This window comes from Terrimonas pollutisoli, from assembly GCF_029360765.1.
GTDB lineage: Bacteria > Bacteroidota > Bacteroidia > Chitinophagales > Chitinophagaceae > Terrimonas_B > Terrimonas_B pollutisoli.
The window spans coordinates 111662-134229 of record NZ_JARKNA010000003.1 but is presented as its reverse complement, the minus strand read 5'-3'; the positions used below and the strand labels follow the sequence as shown (position 1 = coordinate 134229).

21 protein-coding genes are annotated in these 22568 nt (G+C 41.7%); 13 read left to right on the top strand and 8 right to left on the bottom strand.

Annotation, left to right across the window (positions count from 1 at the left end; genetic code table 11):
• Positions 1–119 precede the first annotated feature (119 nt).
• Positions 120–887 carry an SDR family NAD(P)-dependent oxidoreductase gene (locus P2W73_RS07110; RefSeq protein ID WP_276501310.1) on the top strand — a complete coding sequence of 256 codons (768 nt, stop codon included), beginning with the start codon at positions 120–122 and terminating at the stop codon, positions 885–887.
• A 35-nt stretch (positions 888–922) separates the two neighbouring features.
• On the opposite strand, the gene P2W73_RS07105 is transcribed toward P2W73_RS07110, so the two are convergent.
• Genes P2W73_RS07105 through pxpB form a run of 4 tightly spaced genes read right to left on the bottom strand, consistent with a single transcriptional unit; the run spans position 923 to position 4471 of the window.
• Positions 923–2110, bottom strand: coding sequence for an NRAMP family divalent metal transporter (locus P2W73_RS07105; RefSeq protein WP_276501309.1), 1188 nt, complete (start codon positions 2108–2110; stop codon positions 923–925).
• On the bottom strand, positions 2100–2813 hold the full coding sequence (locus tag P2W73_RS07100; protein ID WP_276501308.1) for a 5-oxoprolinase subunit PxpA: 714 nt from the start codon (positions 2811–2813) through the stop codon (positions 2100–2102). The genes P2W73_RS07105 and P2W73_RS07100 overlap by 11 nt, the downstream gene beginning before the upstream one ends.
• Before the next feature lie 7 nt (positions 2814–2820).
• Positions 2821–3792 carry a 5-oxoprolinase subunit C family protein gene (locus P2W73_RS07095; protein WP_276501307.1) on the bottom strand — a complete coding sequence of 324 codons (972 nt, stop codon included), beginning with the start codon at positions 3790–3792 and terminating at the stop codon, positions 2821–2823.
• A complete protein-coding gene (gene pxpB / locus P2W73_RS07090) occupies positions 3782–4471 on the bottom strand; it encodes a 5-oxoprolinase subunit PxpB (protein ID WP_276501635.1) in 690 nt (229 codons plus the stop codon). The genes P2W73_RS07095 and pxpB overlap by 11 nt, the downstream gene beginning before the upstream one ends.
• A 220-nt stretch (positions 4472–4691) precedes the next feature.
• On the opposite strand from pxpB, the gene P2W73_RS07085 reads away from it, so the two are divergent.
• The 4 genes from P2W73_RS07085 to P2W73_RS07070 are packed head-to-tail and all read left to right on the top strand — an operon-like array spanning position 4692 to position 9495.
• The gene (locus P2W73_RS07085; protein WP_276501306.1) at positions 4692–5267 is read left to right on the top strand and encodes a hypothetical protein; all 576 of its coding nucleotides are present in this window, start codon (positions 4692–4694) and stop codon (positions 5265–5267) included.
• Positions 5268–5311: 44 nt separating this feature from the next.
• Complete coding sequence (locus P2W73_RS07080; protein ID WP_276501305.1) at positions 5312–7672, top strand: TonB-dependent receptor; 2361 nt, start codon at positions 5312–5314, stop codon at positions 7670–7672.
• An 18-nt stretch (positions 7673–7690) separates the two neighbouring features.
• Positions 7691–8734, top strand: coding sequence for a sensor histidine kinase (locus tag P2W73_RS07075; RefSeq protein WP_276501304.1), 1044 nt, complete (start codon positions 7691–7693; stop codon positions 8732–8734).
• Between the two features lie 2 nt (positions 8735–8736).
• Positions 8737–9495: a LytR/AlgR family response regulator transcription factor gene (locus P2W73_RS07070; RefSeq protein ID WP_276501303.1), complete on the top strand. Its 759-nt coding sequence runs from the start codon at positions 8737–8739 to the stop codon at positions 9493–9495.
• A 35-nt stretch (positions 9496–9530) separates the two neighbouring features.
• Here P2W73_RS07070 and P2W73_RS07065 read toward each other — a convergent pair whose 3' ends face one another.
• A complete protein-coding gene (locus P2W73_RS07065) occupies positions 9531–12596 on the bottom strand; it encodes a PVC-type heme-binding CxxCH protein (protein WP_276501302.1) in 3066 nt (1021 codons plus the stop codon).
• A gap of 326 nt (positions 12597–12922) precedes the next feature.
• The gene (locus P2W73_RS07060; RefSeq protein WP_276501301.1) at positions 12923–13282 is read right to left on the bottom strand and encodes a phage holin family protein; all 360 of its coding nucleotides are present in this window, start codon (positions 13280–13282) and stop codon (positions 12923–12925) included.
• 155 nt (positions 13283–13437) lie between these two features.
• On the opposite strand from P2W73_RS07060, the gene P2W73_RS07055 reads away from it, so the two are divergent.
• Positions 13438–15024, top strand: a complete 1587-nt coding sequence (locus P2W73_RS07055) for a M1 family metallopeptidase (protein WP_276501300.1) — start codon at positions 13438–13440, stop codon at positions 15022–15024.
• Positions 15025–15125: 101 nt separating this feature from the next.
• Here P2W73_RS07055 and P2W73_RS07050 read toward each other — a convergent pair whose 3' ends face one another.
• Positions 15126–16940: a T9SS type A sorting domain-containing protein gene (locus P2W73_RS07050; RefSeq protein WP_276501299.1), complete on the bottom strand. Its 1815-nt coding sequence runs from the start codon at positions 16938–16940 to the stop codon at positions 15126–15128.
• 427 nt (positions 16941–17367) lie between these two features.
• On the opposite strand from P2W73_RS07050, the gene P2W73_RS07045 reads away from it, so the two are divergent.
• The 6 genes from P2W73_RS07045 (at position 17368) to P2W73_RS07020 (ending at position 21075) form a co-directional block, all read left to right on the top strand.
• A complete protein-coding gene (locus tag P2W73_RS07045; RefSeq protein ID WP_276501298.1) occupies positions 17368–18402 on the top strand; it encodes a PhoH family protein in 1035 nt (344 codons plus the stop codon).
• A gap of 152 nt (positions 18403–18554) precedes the next feature.
• Positions 18555–18980, top strand: coding sequence for a nuclear transport factor 2 family protein (locus P2W73_RS07040; RefSeq protein WP_276501297.1), 426 nt, complete (start codon positions 18555–18557; stop codon positions 18978–18980).
• The gene (gene crcB, locus P2W73_RS07035; protein WP_276501296.1) at positions 18977–19351 is read left to right on the top strand and encodes a fluoride efflux transporter CrcB; all 375 of its coding nucleotides are present in this window, start codon (positions 18977–18979) and stop codon (positions 19349–19351) included. The genes P2W73_RS07040 and crcB overlap by 4 nt, the downstream gene beginning before the upstream one ends.
• Before the next feature lie 48 nt (positions 19352–19399).
• Positions 19400–19942: an inorganic diphosphatase gene (locus P2W73_RS07030; RefSeq protein WP_276501295.1), complete on the top strand. Its 543-nt coding sequence runs from the start codon at positions 19400–19402 to the stop codon at positions 19940–19942.
• A 27-nt stretch (positions 19943–19969) separates the two neighbouring features.
• Positions 19970–20374, top strand: a complete 405-nt coding sequence (locus P2W73_RS07025) for a sulfite exporter TauE/SafE family protein (protein WP_276501294.1) — start codon at positions 19970–19972, stop codon at positions 20372–20374.
• 71 nt (positions 20375–20445) lie between these two features.
• On the top strand, positions 20446–21075 hold the full coding sequence (locus P2W73_RS07020; RefSeq protein ID WP_276501293.1) for a hypothetical protein: 630 nt from the start codon (positions 20446–20448) through the stop codon (positions 21073–21075).
• Here the strand turns inward: P2W73_RS07020 and P2W73_RS07015 are convergent.
• Positions 21049–21816 carry a C40 family peptidase gene (locus P2W73_RS07015; protein ID WP_276501292.1) on the bottom strand — a complete coding sequence of 256 codons (768 nt, stop codon included), beginning with the start codon at positions 21814–21816 and terminating at the stop codon, positions 21049–21051. The two genes, P2W73_RS07020 and P2W73_RS07015, sit on opposite strands and share 27 nt — an antisense overlap.
• Before the next feature lie 160 nt (positions 21817–21976).
• On the opposite strand from P2W73_RS07015, the gene P2W73_RS07010 reads away from it, so the two are divergent.
• Positions 21977–22561, top strand: a complete 585-nt coding sequence (locus P2W73_RS07010) for an RNA polymerase sigma factor (protein ID WP_276501291.1) — start codon at positions 21977–21979, stop codon at positions 22559–22561.
• Positions 22562–22568: the final 7 nt, after the last annotated feature.

Genomic DNA, 22568 nt, shown 5'->3' with positions numbered 1-22568 from the left:
ATATGTGCGTCTTCATCGCTGAACAAATCAATCCAATTCTTGCATAGTACAATACTCACTTTAATTCAGGATAATTCATAATCTTCGTAGTGTGGCCAGCCACATTGAAAACTTGACACATGCGATTCAACAACAAAACTGCGATTGTTACCGGCGCAGGCCAGGGAATTGGCTTTGAAATTTGCAGGCAATTGGCAAAAGAAGGGGCAACTGTCATTCTTAATGATCTTGACCCGGTATTGGCCGAAAATGCAGCCAGCCAGATTCAACAGGAGGTCAACGGAAAATGTATACCACTGCCAGGTGATGCAAGTCAGCCAGCATGTATCACTTCAATGGTAAACATGGCTGTGAATGAATCGGGCCAGCTTGACATCGTAATTGCCAATGCCGGCATCACTTTATTCGGGGATTTTTTTACTTACACCCCTGAAGCCTTTTACCGGGTGATGCAGGTAAACCTTGGAGGAACATTTTTTTTGGCACAGGCTGCCGCCAATCAAATGAAACGACAAACTACAGGAGGATCACTGCTATTTATGTCATCGGCTACCGCACACCAGGCGCATAAAAACCTGGCTGCCTATGGTATGAGTAAGGCGGCATTGGAAATGCTGGCCAAAAATCTTGTGATTGAAATATCGCCTTATCATATCAACATCAATACGATTGCACCTGGCGCGACATTAACAGAACGCACATTAGATGATCCCGATTATATAAAAACATGGTCGAGGATAACACCGATGGGAAAACCGGCAAGTGTAAGTGATATTGCCCACGCTGCATTATTCCTGGTACATCAGGAAGCCAGGCATATCACCGGTCAGAACATTATTATCGATGGAGGCTGGACAAGTGTCAGCCCGTCTCCTTATAACTTATAACCAGAGTTTATAGGGAAAACCTGACGGTGTCTTTATCAGTTGGTATTGAGCAGGCCTACAATTGCTTTGATCCCCATATAACCCATCGTCACCACAACGATCCATCCAGCCGTGGCGAGCCAGACCGGGTGACGATAGTCGTCTATAATCTTGCCTTTGTAAGCCGCTAATAAAATTATCGCCAGTGCAAAAGGCAAAATCAGTCCATTAATAGCTCCCGCCGCAATCAAAACTTTTACCGGTTGACCAATCAACAAGAAAACGGCTGTCGAGAAAACAATGAAACATACAATAACTGCTTTAAAATTTTTCGTGATGGCAGGATGAATCAATTTCGCAAAGGTGACAGAAGTAAAAGCCGAGCCTACTACAGAAGTTATAGCGGCGCTCCATAGCACCAAACCAAAAATTCTATACCCCACTTTCCCCGCTGCGCTTTGAAATACGGTAGCAGCAGGGTTCCCTTTATCCAAAGTAATTCCCTGCCAAACGATGCCTAAAGCAGCAATAAATAAAATGAGCCGCATCAGGGATGCTATTAAAATGGCTGAAACAGCACTGGTTGAAACACGGCGCAAATTTTCCTTACCATAAATTCCCGCCTCCAATAAACAATGAGCCCCGGCGAAACTGATATAACCACCCACCGTACCACCTACAATAGTGAGAATGATCGTTTCATTAATTGTGTCGGGAATAAACGTTTTGACCACCGCCTCGCCCATTGGCGGATTGGATTGAAAAGCCACAAAAAGAGTAAGCGCAATCATTACAAACCCAAGCAATTTGGCAAAAGCATCAATGGCTTTTCCTGCTTCCTTTACCACAAATACCAATACAGCGATCACACAACTGACAATAGCCCCGGTTTGCACACTACAACCAGTTAATACTTGCAACCCTAACCCAGCCCCGGCGACATTGCCAATATTAAAAGCCAATCCGCCGAGGATAATTAAAAATGACAAAACATATCCTGAACCTGGCAGCAACTTGTTCGCCAAATCCTGTGCATATAATTTACTGATGCTGATAATGCGCCAGATATTTAGCTGGGCGCCTATATCAATTAAAATGGAAGTGAAAATCACGAATCCAAAACTTGCCTTCAGTTCTTCCGTAAACTTTGTTGTTTGTGTAATAAAGCCGGGACCAATGGCCGATGTGGCCATCAGGAAAGCAGCGCCCAATAAAGGACCGGAAAGAAAGGATTTATTTTGCATGCAGAAGGTTGTAGATGGCTTTTGCAAATTCAACGGCATGCTCACCATCGCCATGAATGCATATAGTATCGGCCTGTATTGAAATTTCCTCACCACTTGTTGTACGAACTTTCCCTTCTTTCACCATTTTCAACACTTGCTCTGTCACTTTCCTCTTATCAACTAATAGCGCACCAGGCTGAGAGCGGGGCGTAAGCGATCCATCCGGCTGATAAGTTCTATCGGCAAAAACTTCACTAGCTGTCCGAAGTCCCAGCTTTTCTGCTTCGGCAATCATCACCGATCCCGAAAGCCCGACATAAAGCAGCGAGGGATCAAAATTCCTTACAACCTGCGCAAGAGTGTTGGCGAGCCCTGCATTGGTAGCAGCCATATTATACAAAGCGCCATGGGGTTTTACATGATAGAGCCGGCTGCCGCAATCACGGGCAATGTGATCAATGATCCTTAATTGCGCCTTAACCAAATCATATACTTCGCTATTGGGTAAATGCATCGGCGTCCGGCCAAAATTTTCCCGGTCTAAAAAAGAGGGATGAGCGCCTATATGAACGTTGTATTGAAGACAAAGCAATATTACTTCCCGCATGGTCGCAGCATCACCGGCGTGATAGCCACAGGCAATATTTGCAGAATCAATATATGGCATCAGCTGAGCCTCATTGCCCACGCCTTCCCCCATATCACAATTAATATCTATCAAGATTCTACTAGTTTTTAAGTTGAAGCTGGCAAGCCAATTTTATCTCTTCCATTACTCTTTTCATTTGCATATACTGGTCCTCCGCTTCCTTTAATGATACGATCTTAAAATTAATTGCCTGTCCTGGTTTTGCCTGGGCCAATTTTGCCAAATCTGCTTTGATAACCGACCCAACCCGTGGATAGCCACCCGTGGTTGGGTGATCCGCCATCAACACGATACAATTACCATCGGGTAATAATTGGATCGTGCCTGCATCTACCGGCGATGAGATCAGTTCAATTGATTCTTTCAGCAAAAGTGGCTGACCTTTTAGCCGGTAACCCATTCTGTCACTCTGATGAGTTACCATAAAATCCCGAGTTTCGAAACTTTTCTTACCAGCCGTATCTAATAATTCATATTCTATTCCCTTCACGCATCGAACTTCATTTAATGGCCGGTAAATTTCATCCAACAGTTGTTGAGAAACGGGTGTGGTGAAAATTTTACTTTCTTCAAAATTTTGTATTATCGGATCAAAGAATAGCCGATCTTCCTTTTGCAATGATCTGCCGTAGTGTCCCCCGACCGAAAGTTTTAAATGAGTGCTAAAGCTGCTTAGCCATTTCTCCGCCTGCCACCCTCCCTTCACAGCCAGATAAGCCCGGGTGCCAAAAACAGGTTGATTGAATTTCAGCACTGAATCCTTTTTTACCAATAAAGTACTCCAGCCGGGTACCGGTATTTCATCCACTGCTGCTTTCAAATTGGCGCCTGTTATGGCAATTATTGCATCTTCTTCAAAAACAATCTCAGGAGCCGGAAAATGGATTTCGATCACAACACCATCTTCATCATTTCCCGCCAGGTAGTTTGCGATACTCATCGCAAAACAGTCCATGGCTCCGCCGGTTCCAACCCCGATGCTGCGGTAACCTCTGCGGCCATGATCCTGCAAAGTGGCTAATATTCCCGGCCTGGTGATTTTAATACTCATTTGAATTATCAAACTCCTGTTTACTGATCGGTGTGAATTGAATTTTATCTCCCGCTTTCAATAAGCAAGGTTTTTCCCTGCTGGTATCAAAAATTTTTATCGGTGTTTGCCCGATCAATTGCCAGCCTCCCGGTGATGACACCGGATAAATACCTGTTTGCAAACCTGCAATACCGACACTGCCCGCCTTTACATTTATTCGCGGAACAGCATGTCTTGGCGTAGCAATTCTTTCATCCACCTTTCCCATGTAAGCAAAGCCCGGTAAAAAACCGATCATAAAAACACGATATATTTTTTCCGTATGAATTTGTATTACGTCTTCTGCGGAGAGCTGATGCAGGCGAGCCAGGCTTTCGAGGTCTTGCCCTTCGTAATAAACAGGAATAATGATCGTCTCCGCTTCTCGGGCTACAACGTCATTTTCTATTCCGGCAATCAATTCCTCAACAACCATTTTGACCCACTCAAATGCTGTGATATTGTCTTTGCAATTTTTTTTGACAACTATTAAATTATAAAAAACGGCGAGTGAGGCATAGGCTGGAACAGATTCTATAAACCCGTCAAATGGTTGTTTCCCCAGTGATTCATGCAAAGCTATTACCTGCTTATTTATATCCTCATCAATCCTGTTTTCAAACGAAACCAGCAAAGCCATCTCATTTAGTGCTGCTATGGAATAAGATAAATAAGTGATAACAAATTAATTTGATACTAAATATAAATAACGAAGGGCTAAAATAAATGGACTGCAAATGTTTTTTCGTTGCTTATAATTGAATTCTCTTCAACTCAATCCTGATTTTCTTCAACTCACTCCTTTTTGATTGCGGGCACCGCATCTTACCACTAGCATTGTGCCGAAAACAATCATCAAAGACAAAAAAACCAAAATCATGAGAATAGTAAACATCTTAACTGTTTGCATTGTGAGCCTTATTCTTTCACATGCCAATGCCCAGACCGAGGCGCCCAAAGGATTTAAAAAAGGATCGATCGTATTAGCAGACGGCTCCCCTCTTTCCGGTTTTATTAAAGATAATATTCGCAATAGCGCTTCGGTGATGTTTATCAGCGGGGCCGACGGGAAGAAAAAAAATTATGATGGCACTGATCTCAATGCAGCAGAAATTGAGGGCATCAAATTTATTTGTATTAAAGGAGATTTTTTTAAGATCATTACCGAAGGTGAGTTGAATTTCCTGCAAAAATCAAGCGACGCTTCAGGCAAGGTGACTTATAACGGCAGTGATGCTATTATCTCCGGCGGCACAGAGGGCAAGCCAAATGATTATTTCATCTACAACCAACAAACCAAAACGCTAAAGCTGGTTTCCAAAAAAAATTTAGCGGAAGTGATTGAAGCAAGTTTCGCCGGCAACACGGCTGCCATTGACCAGGCGAAAACAGTGAATGGTGATTTATCCCAATTGAAAACTGCGGTTGAACTATACAATAACCGGAACAGGTGATTTATTCCATTTCTTCCTTTTCTATCAAAATTCAGACTTGTAAAATGAAACCGATACTTACAGTATTAACGTTGTTTATTGTGCAGCTGGTGCTAGCACAGGATATTTCATTCAGGCAAACAATCAAAGGAACAATTTTAGATGAACAATCGGGAAATGCATTGAGTAATGTCAGTGTAATACTGGATGGCCCGGGATTAGCAGGAGATATGACAGACTCTCTTGGCAATTTTAAATTAAAAAATGTACCCATCGGCCGGCAAACAATAAGGATATCACTGGTAGGATATGAGGAGGCCATTATGAGAAATATAGAAGTTACTTCTTCGAAGGAAGTAGTGCTTGAAATAAAATTGAAAGAAAGAATTAAAAAGTTGGATGAAATAACGATTAAATCCTATAGACAAAAGAACAGGGCATTGAATGAAACGGCTGTAGTAAGTGCCAGGCAATTCAGCGTGGACGAAGCAGTGCGATACTCAGGTACAAGAAATGACCCAAGCCGGATGGCACAAAATTTTGCAGGGGTTAGCGGAAGTAACGATGCGAGAAACGACATCATCATCCGCGGCAATTCGCCATCCGGCGTTCTTTGGAGAATGGAGGGAATTGACATTCCCAATCCTAATCATTACAGTACGCTTGGTTCCACTGGAGGACCGGTCACCATTCTGAATACAAATACGCTTAAAAATTCAGATTTTATTACCAGTGCCTTTCCGGCACAGTATGGAAATGCCATTGCAGGTGTGTTCGACCTGCGCATGCGAAATGGCAATAATGAAAAATATGAATTTCTTGGCCAGATGGGATTTAATGGATTTGAATTTGGCGCCGAGGGCCCACTAAACGCTCAATCCAAATCGTCGTTTTTGGTAAACTACCGGTATTCGATGATCGCTACTATTCAAAAACTGGGGCTTGATGTTGGCACAGGTTCTGCAACACCCTATTACCAGGATGTTAATTTCAAAGTAACTATTCCAACGAAAAAGGCAGGAACCTTTAGTTTGTTTGGTTTGGGTGGTGAAAGCCATATTAAGTTTGCTGCAATCGACGAAGACAATCTATATTCTACTCCCGATGGCAGCCTTCGTGAAAGAAATTTTCGTTCATGGACAGGTGTAACAGGTTTTACACATCATTACTTCTTCAATCCAACCAGTTCCGGCAAGTTTACGCTGGCTGTTTCGGGTTTTGATTCAAAATACCGGGAAGATTTTTTTGACAGTCCTAAGCCGGATAAAACTGCTTTCTATAAAAAGAACACGCAGTTAAAATATTCAGCCGGTTATACCTTTAATAAAAAGTTTAATCCAAAGAATCAACTCACAGCGGGAATTGTCACGGATTTTAACCGGTTGAAATTAAGAAACGATTATATCCCCGATGGAGATTCGGTGCTCATCACATTTTTTGACAGCAGGAAAAACGCTATGCTGGCGAAAAGTTTCATCAATTTTACCCACCGCTTTTCCGATAAGCTGTCTTCCAATCTTGGAGTATATCACCAGCTGTTTACCTTAAATAATACGCAAAGTATTGAGCCCCGCTGGAATCTTAAATACCAGTTGCGACCCAATCAATCATTTTCAATTGGCGCTGGTTTGCATAGCCAAACACAGCCGCTGGAAGTTTATTTTTATGAAACGAAAAACAATAACGGTCAAATTGAGTTAACCAATAAAGACCTGGATTTTGTAAAGAGCCTGCACGGAGTCTTGGGTTATGATATCAACTTTTCAAAACACCTCCGGCTCAAGGCCGAAATCTATGGGCAGTATATTTATAATGCGGCAGTTGAAAAAGAATCCTCTTCTTTCAGTATGCTGAATGCCGGTGCTGATTTTTATTTTCCCGACAAAACAAACCTGGTAAACGAAGGAAAAGGTTACAACTATGGCGTGGAGCTGACGCTGGAACGATTTCTTGACAAAGGATTTTATTACTTAATAACAACTTCAGTTTTTGAATCAAAATATAAGGGTAGTGATGCTATATGGCACAGTACCGTATTCAACAGCAATTTTGTAATGAACCTGCTGGCGGGAAAAGAATTTCGGCTCAACCAGAAAGCGTCATTTGGAGTTGACACAAAACTTGCTTATACCGGAGGTCAACGCTACACCCCGTTTGACCTGGCCGCTTCGCAGTCAGCCGGCTATATTGTGTTCAGGGAAAACGAGGCTTACAGTTTACAAAATGACTCCTATCTCCGCCTTGACCTAAAACTATCTTTTAACCGTAATGGCAAAAGAACAACCCAGAAATGGTACATTGATTTACAAAACCTGACCAACCGGGACAATATCTATATGCGTACACTAAACCCAAAAGATGGAACAATCGGAATGATCAACCAGATCGGATTTTTCCCCAATATCAATTACCAGCTAACTTTCTAATTCCAGTAACTTTACCAAATGCAAAAACACAATTGCAGGATAGGATTCAATGACGGCTTGCTGATGGCGATTGGCATTCCTTTTTTAAGTTTTATTATTCCTATTGTGTTTTTCGGTTGCCGCTTCAACAAAGCTCCTTATCTCACCTGGGAAAAATATATCGCGACGCTTTGCATTACCGGTGCAATATGGATAGGCAACCGCTATATAATGATATATAGCCGCGGGAAGTATCCTGATTTCAATGATGTAAAGAAAAGGCTGGTGTTTCAATCGGCCCTGATGTTTGTATTTACCGTTGTTACCAACATTCTATTAGGACAGCTTGCTGATGATATTTTTAATAAAGACCATGGAATGCTTACCCCGGCGGATATCCTTATTCATTCGAATTCCGCCGCCATTTTCTGTACCATCATGATCATTGCCGTGTATGAAAGTATATTTTTCATGCACCAACTCCGCCATTCGGTAGAAGAAACTGAAAAACTCAAAAGAGAAAGTTTAAAGGCGGAATTATACTCTTTAAAAACTCAGGTCAACCCGCATTTTCTTTTCAATAATTTAAACACACTTGTTTCGGTGATACCGGAAGATCCGAAACTGGCCGTCAATTTTGTAAAACAATTGTCGAAGCTCTATCGCCATATACTTGAAGTAAAAGATGAACAAAGCATCCTGCTGAAAGATGAACTGGATGTAATGAAAGCTTACGCCTTTTTATTACAAACAAGATTTGGTGAGAATCTTGAGGTGGTCATTGACGTGCCGGATGAAAAACTTAGTAAACGTATTGTTCCATTGTCCTTACAAATACTGATGGAAAATGCAATTAAACACAATATTGTTTCATCCGACAAGCCGTTGAAGATTGAAGTGCTGGCACAAAACGGAAAACTCAGGGTCAGCAATAACCTTCAGAAGAAAAACCAGGTAAATGAATCAACCGGTATTGGCCTTAATAATATCCGCAACCGGTACAGGTTGCTCGGTAATGAAGAAGTGGAAGTGAAGGAAAGCGGGTCTGATTTTACTGTTTCTATTCCTTTAATCGAAGAATGAATATGAGGGTCCTTATTATAGAAGATGAAACACCGGCAGCCAACCGGCTGGCAAAATTGTTACAATCTAATACCGACGAACTGCAAGTAGTGAGGAAAATTGACAGCGTAGAAGCAGCCGTGAAATACCTGCAAACAGCCGACGAAATAGACCTCATCTTTATGGACATCCAATTGGCCGACGGGCTGAGCTTCGACATCTTTAAACAGGTCAAAGTAACAGCCCCGGTGATTTTTACAACTGCATTTGATCAATATACATTGAAGGCTTTTAAGGTAAACAGCGTAGACTACCTCCTGAAACCTATTGATGAAAAAGAGTTGCAACAGGCTGTTGAAAAATACCGGCAATTGTACCAGCAAAAAGAAAACGGGCTTTCGGAAAAGATCCTGAAAATAATGCAGGACATAAATGGAACCAGGTATAAAGAAAGGCTTCTAATCAAACGTGGTCAGCAACTAAGTTATCTGAAAACAGACGCTACTGCCTATTGCTATGCCGATGGTAAGCTTTGTTATGCTGTTGATTTCACCAATAACAAATACATGCTGGAAAGTAACCTGTCACAACTTGAGGAACAGTTACAACCAACAAAATTTTATCGTATCAACCGCCACCTACTGGTGAATATAGACGCTGTGAACAAAGTGTACACCTGGCTGGGCGGACGATTAAAACTTGAGTTATCTCCTTCTACCACTTCCGATACGGTAGTAAGCCGCGAAAGAGTGAATGGTTTTAAGGACTGGTTAGGCCAGTAATCCTTTACAAAATCCCGATTGTTACAGCTGCCTTTTTATTTCTTCTTCAACCCTGTCAGATATTCCAACAAGTTGGCTAATTCCTGTGCGGATAAATTGTTTTGCAAGCCTTCGGGCATCATGGATTCTTTCATCTGTGTAAGGGTTTTCAGGTCTGCTGTCTTAACCGCTTTCTTTCCGCCACCGGGAAATTTTAAATCAATATCGGTTTCCGTCTTACTGGCAATGATGCCAGACATGGTCGAACCATCTTTCATCCTCAGTTCCCAACCCTCATAGCCGAAGCCAATGCCAGCAGAAGGAGACACGATACTTTCCAGCAGACTTTCTTTGGGAAGCTTGGAACCTATTTCATGGAGTGCCGGGCCAAAATCATAGCCGCTTTCATTAACACGGTGGCAAGTAGCACAGGCTGTGGTGAAAACTTTTTTCCCATCTTCTGCATTCGCTGTTAACGCATTTATTTCCTGCATTGTTATTGCCTTTTTCGCAGCAGTTGTTTTGCCTTCGTTGGGTAAATAGCTGGCCGCCTCATTGCGTATTGCACCACGCCATGCGCCACTCACACTGCTCACTACTGCTGGAATCAACTCTTTGGGAACTTTTTTTGCCTTTAGTATTTCCAACACTCTTTCTTCCCCACTCCAGCTTTTTCCGATAAGACCAGCCGATTCTTTTCGCAGAGGCATTGCGTACTTATTGGACAAAGCAATTGTTTGCAACATGTCAACAGATACCTTACTTCCTACTCCCGCCAGGGATGCCAACAATTTCTTTTGCTGAACGCTGTCGGCAGCGTTGATTATATTCCAAACCAGTTGACTACCACCAAGCTTCAGCATTAAAGAAGCTGCATCTTTGCCAAGACTTTTATCATAGTTGTTGATCGCCAACTGCAACAGATTAGAGTTTTCGGTTTTTACTTCGTAACGGGCCACCATTTCTACGTACTCATTTGTACCTGCCAGGGACTGTAATACTTCCCGCAATGTTTTTTGCGCAGCAGGGTTTTGTTTTACGGTTTTAACATCAAGATGACGCAAGACCAGCTTATTCAAGGCAACATCGTTACCACTATTTTCCTGTATCATTTTCAACAGCAATGCAGATTTTGCCGGACCGGTATTAAAATCAAATGCACGGAAATAACGCAACCTGTTGCCCAGGGGAATATTATTATCCGATGCCAGAGCAGCCAGGTAGGGAACCGCTTTATCCGTTCTTGCCCGCCATACAAGGTCATTAAATGCTGCAGTCTGCTTATCTTTTACCTGGGTAAGGTAAGTGGTGAAAAATTTGTCCCATTGTTGATCCGCACCAATGCCCAGGGCTTCTAAATACCACCTGTCTTTTCCGTCGTACTGCAACGCCAACGAGCTCCACAGCTCTGCGGCTTCTTCTGATTTATTATGATGCAAGGATATCGCACATTCACGACGTACCTGCGCATCCGGATCATTGATCAATTGCTTAATCGTCGCAATTAAATTTTTGTTCAATTCACGTGCTGCTCTCAAACCGGTAATGCGCAGATCAGCATTATGATCTGCTACGGCTTCACTGATGTATTTTTCGGCAGTAGCCGCTGGCATTTTTGCCAGCACCCAAAATGCCCTGGCCCGCATCCTTGGATCTTCCGATGTTCGCCAAATTTTTTCAAGAGCAGGAATCGCAGTCGTGCCCATTTTTTGCAAAGCAGTAAAAGCATGGTAACGCACCGCAAGATTAGGATTTTGCAAGGCTTTGGCAGCGCCATCTGTAGTTGTATAGTCTTGTGCCGGTATTGAATATTTTGAATTCCTGGGAGCAACACGATAAATCCTGCCTCTAGCCTGGTCTGCCGCTGCATGTCCGCCTACACCGGGATCATACCAATCTGCGACGATCAATGAACCATCCGGCGCCACACATACATCTGCAGGACGAAACCACTGATTTTTATCATCTTTCAAAATATTAACGATACCTGCTGTGTAACCTGCTCCATTTTTCTTTACGGGATAAGAACGCACTACGTTGGGGCCCGCATCACAATGTATCATACTACCTTGAAAAGGCTGAGGCAACAAACTGCCTTCATAAATGATCATACCGGTCGGCGAACCCGCAAAAGTTTGCAGCACATTGGGCACTGACCCGGGATCATTCTGGTACCAGTGACGAAGCGGTATAGAATCTTCAATGTTTGTACGATTCGCCTGCCAGCCAGCACCCGTCATTTCATCTGTATAGCCATAATTGCCATACTGCAGGATGTAATTGATGCGGGTACCACGGTTGCCATCATCGTCATTATCACTTTGCCACAAGCTACCATAACTGTCAACCGCTACCTCGTAGGGATTACGGAAATTATGTGCCAGGCATTCAACAGCTGATCCATCCGGATTGCAGCGGAATACCATACCCTCTTTATACTTCTTGTTGTCGATGATATCACCATCCTGGTCACGGACCGGCCTGCCATTTTTATCCTTTAATTGTTTCCCGGCGTTGCCAAAATTGAAATAGAGTTTGCCATCAGGTCCAAACGTAAAAGCATGCACGCCGTGATCATGTTGCTCACCACTGATGCCCTGGAAAAGTATTTCCTTACGATCTGCCTTATCATCCCCATTATCATCATAGAAAATCCACACAAAAGGACTTTGCGAAACAATGGCTTTATTACCCAAAACACAGATTCCTAAAGGGGCATTCAATTCAGGTCCCTGGTAAAAAACTTTTGCGGTATCTGTTTTGCTGTCACCATCTTTATCTTCCAGTATCACGATTCGATCTCCCAATGCATTCGTTGGATTGCCATTGATACCGGGGCGATAATTATAAGCTTCACAAACCCAAATACGGCCACGATCGTCCACATCAATGTTTGTTGGATTTTGTAACATGGGCTCCGTGGCTATTGCCGTTACTTCCAGCCCATCTGCCACGGTGAGAGTTTTCAATGCATTTTCAGGGAGATGTTTTTGTTCTTCGGTAAGACTGTCTGACTCAATTCGGGCATTTTTTTTATCAGCTGCATTATTACAGGATACAATCAGTGCTGCCAGTATAAATCCATAGCCGGCGGCAGCAATCATTTTTGTTTTCAATGGCATTTAGTGTAAAATTTACAATTATACCGAAGCTATGAAAACAAGTTGATTTTTGGGTGATCAAATTAGAATCAAGTTCTGTTAATAAAAGCAATCCCGGCTGCTAATGCCGGGATATAAAATCATTCAACTGAAGCTACAGGACGGTAGAATTGGATATTTATCCCCTAACATGATAACTATTGACAAAGTCATTCTATCACTTGAAAGCGATATATTTTGCTTCTGCTTTAACTATTTTATTCATTAAATCCTTAAATGTCGTGTAGCCTAAAAGAAAACTAACTCAATGCGTTTGATTAAAAAAATCGAAACATCATTCTTTGAGGTTAAAATACCCCCTTCTTCTTATCCTTGTCCACTTCTTTGGTAATAACAGATGTGACGAAAGCGAGGAGCAATGCGAAAAGTAATCCCCACCAGAAACTATCGATTCGAAAGCCATCGACAAATTTACTGGCCAGTAAAACAACCAGAGTATTGACAACAAAAAGAAATAATCCCAGCGTCACAATAGTCAGGGGTAGCGTTAACAGTATTAAAATGGGCTTGACAAAAACATTCAAAATGGCCAGGATCACTGCAAATACTATGGCAGTCCAGAAGCTGTCCACATGAATGCCCGTTAATAAATGAGCAAGAGCAAATGCAACCAATGCCGTGACGAGAATGCGAAATAAAAAATTCATACGGGTAAGATACAGAAACTTAGTTTATTAGCAAGCAATGCCGGGCACTATTAAAATATGCAAGAATAAAATGTTGCACTATTCCTAAAACCTTTTTACTACTATTGCCTGCTATTATTCTTTGGCTATTTTTGAAGGATAAATAAATTTTACCCATGAAGTTTTTGTCTCTTTTGCTCTCCATTTGCATCTGTACTCAGTTAGTGGCCCAACAGGATTATTGGCAGCAGCAGCTTAGCTATGATATTAAAGCGGAGCTAAACGATAAAGAAAAATCCATTACTGGTTTTGAAACGATTGTTTATAAAAACAACTCCCCTTCTTCGCTTGATTTTATCTGGTTTCATATCTGGCCAAACGCCTATAAGAATGAGACAACTGCTTTGCTGCAACAACTAAAGAATGATAAAGAACGGGCAAAGAAAATGGAAAGCTTTGGCACCGGGTCAATCGATGGATTTGCGTTCAAAGTGAACGGGCAGGCGGCAAAAACAGAAGCACACCCCAACCCTCAATACATTGATATCATTAAACTGGTATTAAACAAGCCCTTGGCCTCCGGGGATTCCATTACAATTTCTACCCCCTTCAAAGTGATGCTGCCCCCCTATTTTTCAAGGTCGGGTTATGCCGATGGGCAATTCATGGCCTGCCAATGGTATCCCAAGCCGGCTGTATTTGATAAAAAAGGCTGGCATGAGTTCCCCTATCTGGACATGGGTGAGTTTTATAGCGAATATGCTGACTACACGGTAAGTATTACGGTGCCGTCGGATTATATTGTTGGCGCTACGGGTGTATTGCAAACAAAAGAAGAGCTCGAAGCTTATAAAAAAACAGGTAAGAAAAATGTTGCTGACCGCAATGGTAAACCAGCACTATACGCCCCGTTAAACAAAAAAGAAAACAAAACGCTAAGCTATCATGCTGAACAGGTGCCTGATTTTGCCTGGTTTGCCGATAAGGATTTTGTCATCCAATATGATACCACACAATTACCGGGTGGAAAGATCATTGAGGTCTTTTCTTACTATCACAACAAAAAAAGTACACTTTGGAAAAATAGTATTGATTATATCAAAGACGGTGTGAAAAAATACAGTGGCTGGGTCGGCGAATATGGCTACCCGGTAGTGCAGGCTGTAGAAGGGCCAAAGAATAACTCAAGCGGCGGTATGGAATATCCCATGATCACACTTATTACAAGCCCTGATGCAAAAATAGAGACATTGGATGCGGTGATCGCTCATGAAATAGGTCACAACTGGTTTATGGGAATGCTTGGCAGTAACGAAAGAGCTCATACCTGGATGGACGAGGGCCTGAATACCTATTTCCAATTTAAATATGAAGCCGAGAAATACCGCAGCAATTCCGTTTTTGGCGATGCTATTCCTAAAGAAATAAAAGAAAAACCGGCGGATGAATTTTTGGATATTATCTACAACGTGATTGATAAAAATCTTCCCATGCAATCGGCCATGGATATCCCGGCTGATAAATTTCCCAATAGCGAAGAATATGGGATAGTATCCTATGTAAAGACAGCTTTGTGGATGTACCTGCTGGAGTCAGCAGTGGGACAGGATAAAATGGATCTTGCTATTCAAACCTATTTTACCAAATGGAAAAATAAACATCCGCAACCTGAGGACATGCAGGCGGCCTTTGAGGAAGCGACCGGTACTAAGCTCGACAAAGTGTTCGATCTAACCAAAAAAGAAGGACGATTAACTAATTAAAGGTTATTTGCTCTCCCGGACTTATTTCAAAAGTCATCCTGTTGTAAGGATGACTTTTTTTTAGCAAAAGAAGAGAAAATTAACTCCTGACAGTAACTATACTAGTTCGATACAACAATCATCTTTTGTGAAGAAAAATTATTTTCACCGGTTAGACTGATGATATACAATCCCGGCTGAAATTTTGTTGTTACCTGTATTTTATTGTGCGTGTTGTTTCTTGTGGTTTGAAGCAGTTTGCGGCCAGACATGTCATAAAATTCAATCACCACATTTTCCTTCCATTTGCCGGAAAAATAGATATCAATGCTTTTCTTATTTGCCGGGTTTGGATAAACATTCCACGCAGGTTTGGCAGCTGTCATTACTGTTCTTACAAGTGAATAAATATAATGGCCATTTATATCAACCTGTTTTAAACGATAATAATTTTTCCCGGTTAAAGGCCGGTCATCATAAAAGCTGTATTGGTTTAAATTATTTGAATTGCCCTGGCCCCGGATAGTTCCAATTTTTACATAGCTATTACCATCAGCGGATCTTTCAATCTCAAATCGGTCATTATTTATTTCGCTGGCTGTTTTCCAGAACAACTTCACCTTATCAGCTTCCATTGTTGCGAGAAACTCAACTAAAGAAACAGGCAAAGGGTCAACTGTCGTAAAACTCCACAAGGGCCCGGTGGTGATATTCTGACCGTCATAAAGCTGCAAGCCCCATTCATAGGTGGTATTATACACCAGATCATTCCAGCCAAGACAAGGCGTAGTGCCTGAAGGGATATTATTTAAAACACCCAACTGTGGTTGCATGACAAAAGGCAATTCAAATTGGCTGCTGGCATCGGTTTCATAGTTGTCGATATAAGGCGAATAAGTTTGCACGGATACCTTATTTTGCGAGGGATCAAACTCGTATATCCGTAATAAACCGTTGCCTCCCCCATTTCTGTGTTGGTAGTCTGAAAGAATGGAATGAACCTGGTTACCATTGTAAATATCAGTTCGCCTGGCCTCTCCCCCGTTAATGCTGCTCATGTGGCCACCAATCAAAAAAGAAAAATTGGAATACAGTTTTAGGCGGTCATAAATAGCTTGCCCCTGTGGGCCAAAAGAAGCATCTTCACTAATCGCCCAATGCGTCATAACAATCACTTTTTTATTCGGATTGTTTTGTACTAAACTTTCTGCCCAATCCAGGGCACCATCGGCGACGGAAAATCCCGGGGTCTGGTCAAACTCCAACGATATTACAAGAAAGTCGATACCGCTGGCACTGAATAGCTGATAATGATTGTCATTGTTAGTTCCATGATGTCCGCCATAATAGCTCCGGCCGGCAAAATGCGAACTGCCGAAATATTGATTGTAGAAAAAAGTCGTGCCTGCTGGTGATCCGATAGGAGTTTGTTCATGATTGCCCACACAAATACCAAAAGGAACTCCATGCACCAAGCCCGTTTGTACAGGGTCTTCGATGGTAGCGAAAGCAGCCTGTGCCCTTTGCCATTCTATTTCAAAAAAATCTCCATTCTCAACGCAATCACCCAATTGACCAACATACACAATATTTCGTGCCAAACGGTTATTCTTTATCCATGTTGTTTGTGCATTGAGCATAGCAATATTTCCACCATGATTTCCCTGGGGTTCTTCCGTGTAATATTGTGTGTCGGGCAAAAAAACAAGAGTAAATTTTTGCGACCCGGCAGACGTTTTTGTGCGACCAAAATATTTAACCCGCATCAGATCTCCATTGGGATCACTGATGTCGGCACACAGGTTTATATCATTGGAAGTAGTAATATCCTGGTCTGGAGGATCGGGATTGGTTGGTTGCGCAGGCGCCTGGCTATGACATGAGAGATACACCCCTACAGTTAGTAGAAACAACAGCATATAAAATTTGTGCTTCATGCATCATCGTTTAAATGGTGAAGGTTCACAAACACAGGACATTCAGGAATGAAGTAAGAGGAATGAGAGAGTACTATTAAGCCCGCGGGAATTCAGGGGGAATTGGTTGTACTCTAAGATAACAATTATTTAAAAGTCTCTGCTATAAAAAGAATGGTTTTCCGGAATTTTTCTCTCATCTTTTTGTTTGAATGAAAAACAAAAATTCAGGCAATTTACTTTTTACAATATGCGTATAGCTGAAACAATTTTAACACCCGAAAATTTGTATTAACACTTGTTAATAAGTAACTTTAGGAAGTAACTATTGTTACAAGTTATATTTGAAAAAGTGAGGGTAAAGCTTCTGTACCAATTATCAGAAGACGCAAACTAACCCGGTATTTACCCTACGCCGGTTTTTGAAATATGTATAAACTAATCCGCATTGACTGACACAATTATTAACCTTGAAACCGTTAATCCAATTGAGTTTTTCGGAGTAAACAACGGTAAACTGGACATTCTCAAAAAAAAATTCCCACTTCTCAAAATTCTTTCCCGCGGTAAACAGATCAAATTGAGCGGCGCTCCTGAACAGGTCGAAAGTGCCAGGGAAAAAATTTCTCTTATCATTTCTTACCTGGAAAGAAATGGCCACATGAGCCAGAATTATTTTGAGCAGGTAATTGGTGGGGATGATGCCGAAACTATTGACAATTTTGTTGAACGAAACCCCAACGAAGTATTAGTGTTTGGCCCCAATGGCAAATCGGTTCGTGCCAGGACAGCCAACCAGAAAAAAATGGTACAGGAAGCGGAAAAAAATGACATCCTGTTCGCCATTGGACCTGCCGGTACTGGTAAAACCTATACCGCCGTAGCTCTTGCTGTAAGAGCTTTAAAAAATAAGCAAGTAAAAAAAATTATTCTCACCCGGCCGGCCGTAGAAGCAGGCGAAAGCCTTGGCTTTTTACCCGGCGATCTTAAAGAAAAAATTGACCCTTACTTACGCCCCCTTTATGATGCATTGGATGATATGATACCTGCAGACAAGCTTGGGTATTATATGACGACAAGAACAATTGAAATCGCACCATTGGCTTATATGCGTGGCCGGACATTGGATAACGCCTTCATCATTTTGGATGAAGCGCAAAACTCCACTGACCTGCAGTTAAAAATGTTTCTTACCCGTATTGGCGCCAATGCCAAAGCGATCATCACCGGTGATATGACGCAGGTGGACCTGCCAAGAAACCAGAAGAGTGGTTTGTCTACTGCGGTCCGCATTCTTCAAAACATTGATGGCATCGCCCATATTGAACTGGACGAAGAAGACGTGGTTCGCCACCGGCTGGTAAAACAAATACTCCGTGCTTATACCAAAGAGCATGAGAAGGAAAACCCGCAGGATGCACCTCATCGTTCGCTGGGCATTATCAAGAAAAGCCAGGAGAAAGATATACCTGCAAAAGATTAATCATCCGCAAGGCCGGATCAATGAAAAGTTTCATTTTCTTTTATAGAAGAAAGTGAAACTTTTTTATTTTGAAGGGGCTGAAAAACTAACTTAATTCGGGCAAACAGTGTTGGCTCTTTCATCCTGTTCGATTTTAATAATTACTTTTACGAATGAAAAAGATTTTCTATCCCCTGTTCATTTTGCTTTCGGCTTTTTATGCTTGTAATGACGGAGACAGGCAAGCCGCTTCTTCCAGCTCCGACAGCGATATTGATGCGGCACGCAATTTCATCCAGGCGGCTTTGGTAGGTGATTTCGAAAAAGCAAAGACCTATATGCTCAATGACTCTTTGAGTCTCCAGGATTTGAACGCCATTGAACGGCTCAATGAAAGACTGTCCAAAGAAGAAAAAGAAAAATACCAGACAGCATCCATCCGCATTCACAACGACAGGAAAATTAATGATTCGACAAGCATTATTTATTACTCCAACTCTTATAAGAATAAAGTGGATTCGTTAAAAGTAGTAAAGAACAATGGTGTTTGGATGGTGGATTTTAAATACATTTTTCACAAGACCGATAACCTGCCATGATAAAAAATATCTTATTGGTAGGTTTAGGTGGCGGGCTGGGTAGTATCGCACGGTATATTTGCCAGCGTTGGGTGCTTACTGCATTTCCTCACTCGTTTCCTTTTGGCACTTTTGCGGTGAATGTGATCGGTTGTTTTTTGATTGGTCTTTTCTGGGGCATCACCTTTAAATCTTTTGAAAGCAATGAACACTGGAAACTTTTTCTGATGACTGGAATCTGTGGTGGATTCACAACCTTTTCAGCATTTACCCTGGACGGAATGGGCCTGATAAAAGAAAATAAACCGACTCTTTTCCTACTTTATATTTGCGGCAGTGTAATCGTGGGACTATTGGCTACCTATGGCGGCATGAGATTATCGAGAGGCTAAAGCTATATTTCGACTATAAACTATTAAACTTAAAACAAACTATTTCCTATGCTCACAGTTAATCATCCCTGGCACGGCGCTCATTATGGCGAGAAGGTTCCTCAAAAAGTAAATGCATTAATTGAAATACCACAGGGATCAAGAGCAAAGTACGAGGTTGACAAAGCGACCGGCTTGTTGAAGCTGGACAGGGTGATCTATTCTTCTTTCCATTACCCTGTTAACTACGGATTTATCCCGCAAACACTCGGACAGGATAATGACCCGCTCGATATCCTGGTACTCTGTTCGCAATCTATTCAATCGCTTTGCCTCGTTGAAGCAAATGTGATTGGCAATATGCAAATGATCGATGCAGGGGAAATGGATGATAAGATCATTGCAGTAGCTTCAAAAGATCCCTCGGTCAATCACTATCACAATATTGAAGACCTTCCGGATCACTTTCTCCTTGAACTCCGTAACTTTTTTGAACAATACAAGGTATTGGAAAATAAAAAAGTGGAAATAGACAATTTCCAGGATAAGTATACTGCCTGCAAAGTCATTGAAGCCGCTATCGCTTACTATAAAGAACATTTCAAACATTGATTGGTGAACCCGCTTCAAAAAAGAACTATGACGGCTGAACTGGTGATCACTATTTTGCTGATTGGTCTTTTCGCCGGCATATTAAGCGGATTGGTGGGTGTAGGTGGTGGTCTTATCATCGTACCTGCACTCATCTTTTTCCTGGGATTTACGCAACACCAGGCACAGGGAACTTCATTGGGGTTATTATTATTACCGGTGGGAATACTGGCCGTGATCAACTATTATAATAAAGGGAATGTCGATATAAAAGTGGTGGCTGTGATGAGCATTGCATTTATTGCCGGCGGATATCTTGGCAGCAAATTGGCTTTGCGGCTGCCGGAAGACACGGTAAAAAAGATATTTGCCGTATTTCTTTTCTATTCTGCTTTTAAATTGCTGGGCTGGGACAAAGCTATTTTCAATTCCATAAAGGAATTGTTTAAATAACTATAATCATTTTAACAAACCGGTATAGCTGAGATCGAAGGGTTGCATTTAGATTTGAGCAAGCTCCGCTTATGAGAAAAATTTTACTCGTCTTTTTCTTAATTGCCGCATTTCATGGCGAATCTTTCTCACAAGATGGGTTGTTCCAATTCTCCAAAAGTTATTTCCGTTCTGATCCTTTTGCTGGTAATTTCAGTGACTTTATAAAACACCTGCTCAATGATCCTGCTATCCAGAACAAACAGGTGCTACATAGAACAGATACAAGCTTATTTTACTTCTTTGGCGCCTATAAAAACTATAATCCATTTTTCTTTAAACCCCGGTATATAGAAGTGAGGCTGCTGGAGTCTCCGATTCAATATGCGGATTCATTACCAACCGATACGATATTGATATACCAACTGACTGCGTATGCCGAACCAGGCGACGTGGGAAAACAGGAAGTGAAAAAAGAATTTGAGAAGATCCACCGTCAAATTAATAAAAGATTTTATACCAGCAGCTATAAGGAACTGAAAACAGGTACCACTATTACAGGCGGTGTCCACAACTATTTTGTTGGTTTTGCCTCATTGGCGCCGGTCTCAGTGCTTTGGGCAGTTTTGGATGAAACCAATGAGCCTGTTCTTAATATTATACTGCGCATGAAATCAAGTAACAACCAGGCAGTATTAGCGACATCGCTTGATAACCCTTAATGAGTGGGTTCGTTTTCCCGTTTCGCTATTGATAATTCCTTTCTTGTCAATGTTATCAATTCTTACTTTACCTGACGCATGTATAATCTGCTCACTGTTCAATAAAATTCCGACATGAACGATTTCTTCTTTGTCATCAAAAAATGCAAGATCGCCACAGATGGCCTGCTTTAATTTTCTTACCTGCACTCCCTCCTGGGCCTGCTGCCACGCATCACGGGGAAGATCAACTCCCATCATTTTAAAATTCACCTGCACAAAACCACTGCAATCAACGCCAAACATGGTTCTGCCACCCCACAGATAGGGAACGTTTAGCCATTGTCCGGTCAATTGCCGGATCAATTCTTCACTGATCGGCTGATCATCTCTTTTCAAATAACTTGCGTCGAGATGATAAGTCATACTATTGATACTTCCATGTCCTTCGTTAAAGCCCGGAAGCGTTGATGCCATTGGAACGCTCATTTTCATCTCCCCGATCCTGACCGTATTAAACAATCCAGCGGCGAGAAAGGAACAATAGCTATTCGCCAACTCTTCATCGATGGGGTGCAATAGCGTATTTGTCATCCAGCCTTCATAGCCATCATGAAGGCTCCTCACCTTTACCCACAGGTTGCCCCGCTGTTTCAGTACTTTCACCGTTTCGCCAAACAATAGTTGATTGGTCATCTCGCTTTGATGTCTTGCTTTTCTTCTGACCGGTGCTGCCGGCACTACTACCACTCCAAAATTCATGTCATAATTTTTTCGAAAATATTAAAATACTACTGCTGTCATTATTATGAAATTATGTCTTCTTTGCATCTTAATAGAGAATGAATTATTGTTATTCCTATATGGCAAATAAAAACAGAAGTGAAGTGTGGATATAGTATAAAATCCCTATTTTTCCTTTGTGAAGGCAGAGAAATATAATCATATAACCGACCAGGAACTGCTTCAGAAATACCAGGCTGATCATAACAGTGAGTGGCTTGGTGTGTTATTGCAGCGCTATACGCTGTTGTTATTGGGTGTTTGTATGAAATACCTTAAAAATGAAGAGGAAGCAAAGGATAGTGTACAACAGATCTTTCTAAAAGTGATCCAGGAACTGCAAAAATATAAAGTAGATTATTTTAAGTCGTGGTTGTACATGGTGGCAAAAAATCATTGCCTGATGAAACTGCGGGACAAGCAAAATAAGATACCGGCAGAACTGACAGAGAAATTGATGGCAGCACCTGAAGAAGAAACCGACTGGCAGGCTATGGTACAAACAGACCAGGTGATGGAACTAATGGAAGAATCATTAAAAGAATTAAACCGCGAGCAACAGGAGTGTGTAAATTTGTTTTACCTGCAGAAAAAAAGCTACCAGGAGATCAGTGATATAACTGGGTTTAGCATGTTGCAGGTAAAAAGCTATATACAAAATGGAAAACGAAACCTAAAACTACTGATTGAAAAAAAAATAAAGGAAAATAACCATTGGCAATAAACTCCAA

What these genes read in the sequence shown, in the direction of transcription:
- P2W73_RS07110 (WP_276501310.1), top strand. Translation starts at nt 120, where the DNA reads ATGCGATTCAACAACAAAACTGCGATTGTTACCGGCGCAGGCCAGGGA.
- P2W73_RS07050 (WP_276501299.1), bottom strand. Translation starts at nt 16,940, where the DNA reads ATGAAGCACAAATTTTATATGCTGTTGTTTCTACTAACTGTAGGGGTG.
- P2W73_RS07040 (WP_276501297.1), top strand. Translation starts at nt 18,555, where the DNA reads ATGAAAAAGATTTTCTATCCCCTGTTCATTTTGCTTTCGGCTTTTTAT.
- P2W73_RS07020 (WP_276501293.1), top strand. Translation starts at nt 20,446, where the DNA reads ATGAGAAAAATTTTACTCGTCTTTTTCTTAATTGCCGCATTTCATGGC.
- P2W73_RS07030 (WP_276501295.1), top strand. Translation starts at nt 19,400, where the DNA reads ATGCTCACAGTTAATCATCCCTGGCACGGCGCTCATTATGGCGAGAAG.
- P2W73_RS07065 (WP_276501302.1), bottom strand. Translation starts at nt 12,596, where the DNA reads ATGCCATTGAAAACAAAAATGATTGCTGCCGCCGGCTATGGATTTATA.
- P2W73_RS07025 (WP_276501294.1), top strand. Translation starts at nt 19,970, where the DNA reads ATGACGGCTGAACTGGTGATCACTATTTTGCTGATTGGTCTTTTCGCC.
- P2W73_RS07060 (WP_276501301.1), bottom strand. Translation starts at nt 13,282, where the DNA reads ATGAATTTTTTATTTCGCATTCTCGTCACGGCATTGGTTGCATTTGCT.
- P2W73_RS07085 (WP_276501306.1), top strand. Translation starts at nt 4,692, where the DNA reads ATGAGAATAGTAAACATCTTAACTGTTTGCATTGTGAGCCTTATTCTT.
- P2W73_RS07095 (WP_276501307.1), bottom strand. Translation starts at nt 3,792, where the DNA reads ATGAGTATTAAAATCACCAGGCCGGGAATATTAGCCACTTTGCAGGAT.
- P2W73_RS07055 (WP_276501300.1), top strand. Translation starts at nt 13,438, where the DNA reads ATGAAGTTTTTGTCTCTTTTGCTCTCCATTTGCATCTGTACTCAGTTA.
- P2W73_RS07105 (WP_276501309.1), bottom strand. Translation starts at nt 2,110, where the DNA reads ATGCAAAATAAATCCTTTCTTTCCGGTCCTTTATTGGGCGCTGCTTTC.
- P2W73_RS07070 (WP_276501303.1), top strand. Translation starts at nt 8,737, where the DNA reads ATGAGGGTCCTTATTATAGAAGATGAAACACCGGCAGCCAACCGGCTG.
- P2W73_RS07080 (WP_276501305.1), top strand. Translation starts at nt 5,312, where the DNA reads ATGAAACCGATACTTACAGTATTAACGTTGTTTATTGTGCAGCTGGTG.
- P2W73_RS07015 (WP_276501292.1), bottom strand. Translation starts at nt 21,816, where the DNA reads ATGAATTTTGGAGTGGTAGTAGTGCCGGCAGCACCGGTCAGAAGAAAA.
- crcB (WP_276501296.1), top strand. Translation starts at nt 18,977, where the DNA reads ATGATAAAAAATATCTTATTGGTAGGTTTAGGTGGCGGGCTGGGTAGT.
- P2W73_RS07075 (WP_276501304.1), top strand. Translation starts at nt 7,691, where the DNA reads ATGCAAAAACACAATTGCAGGATAGGATTCAATGACGGCTTGCTGATG.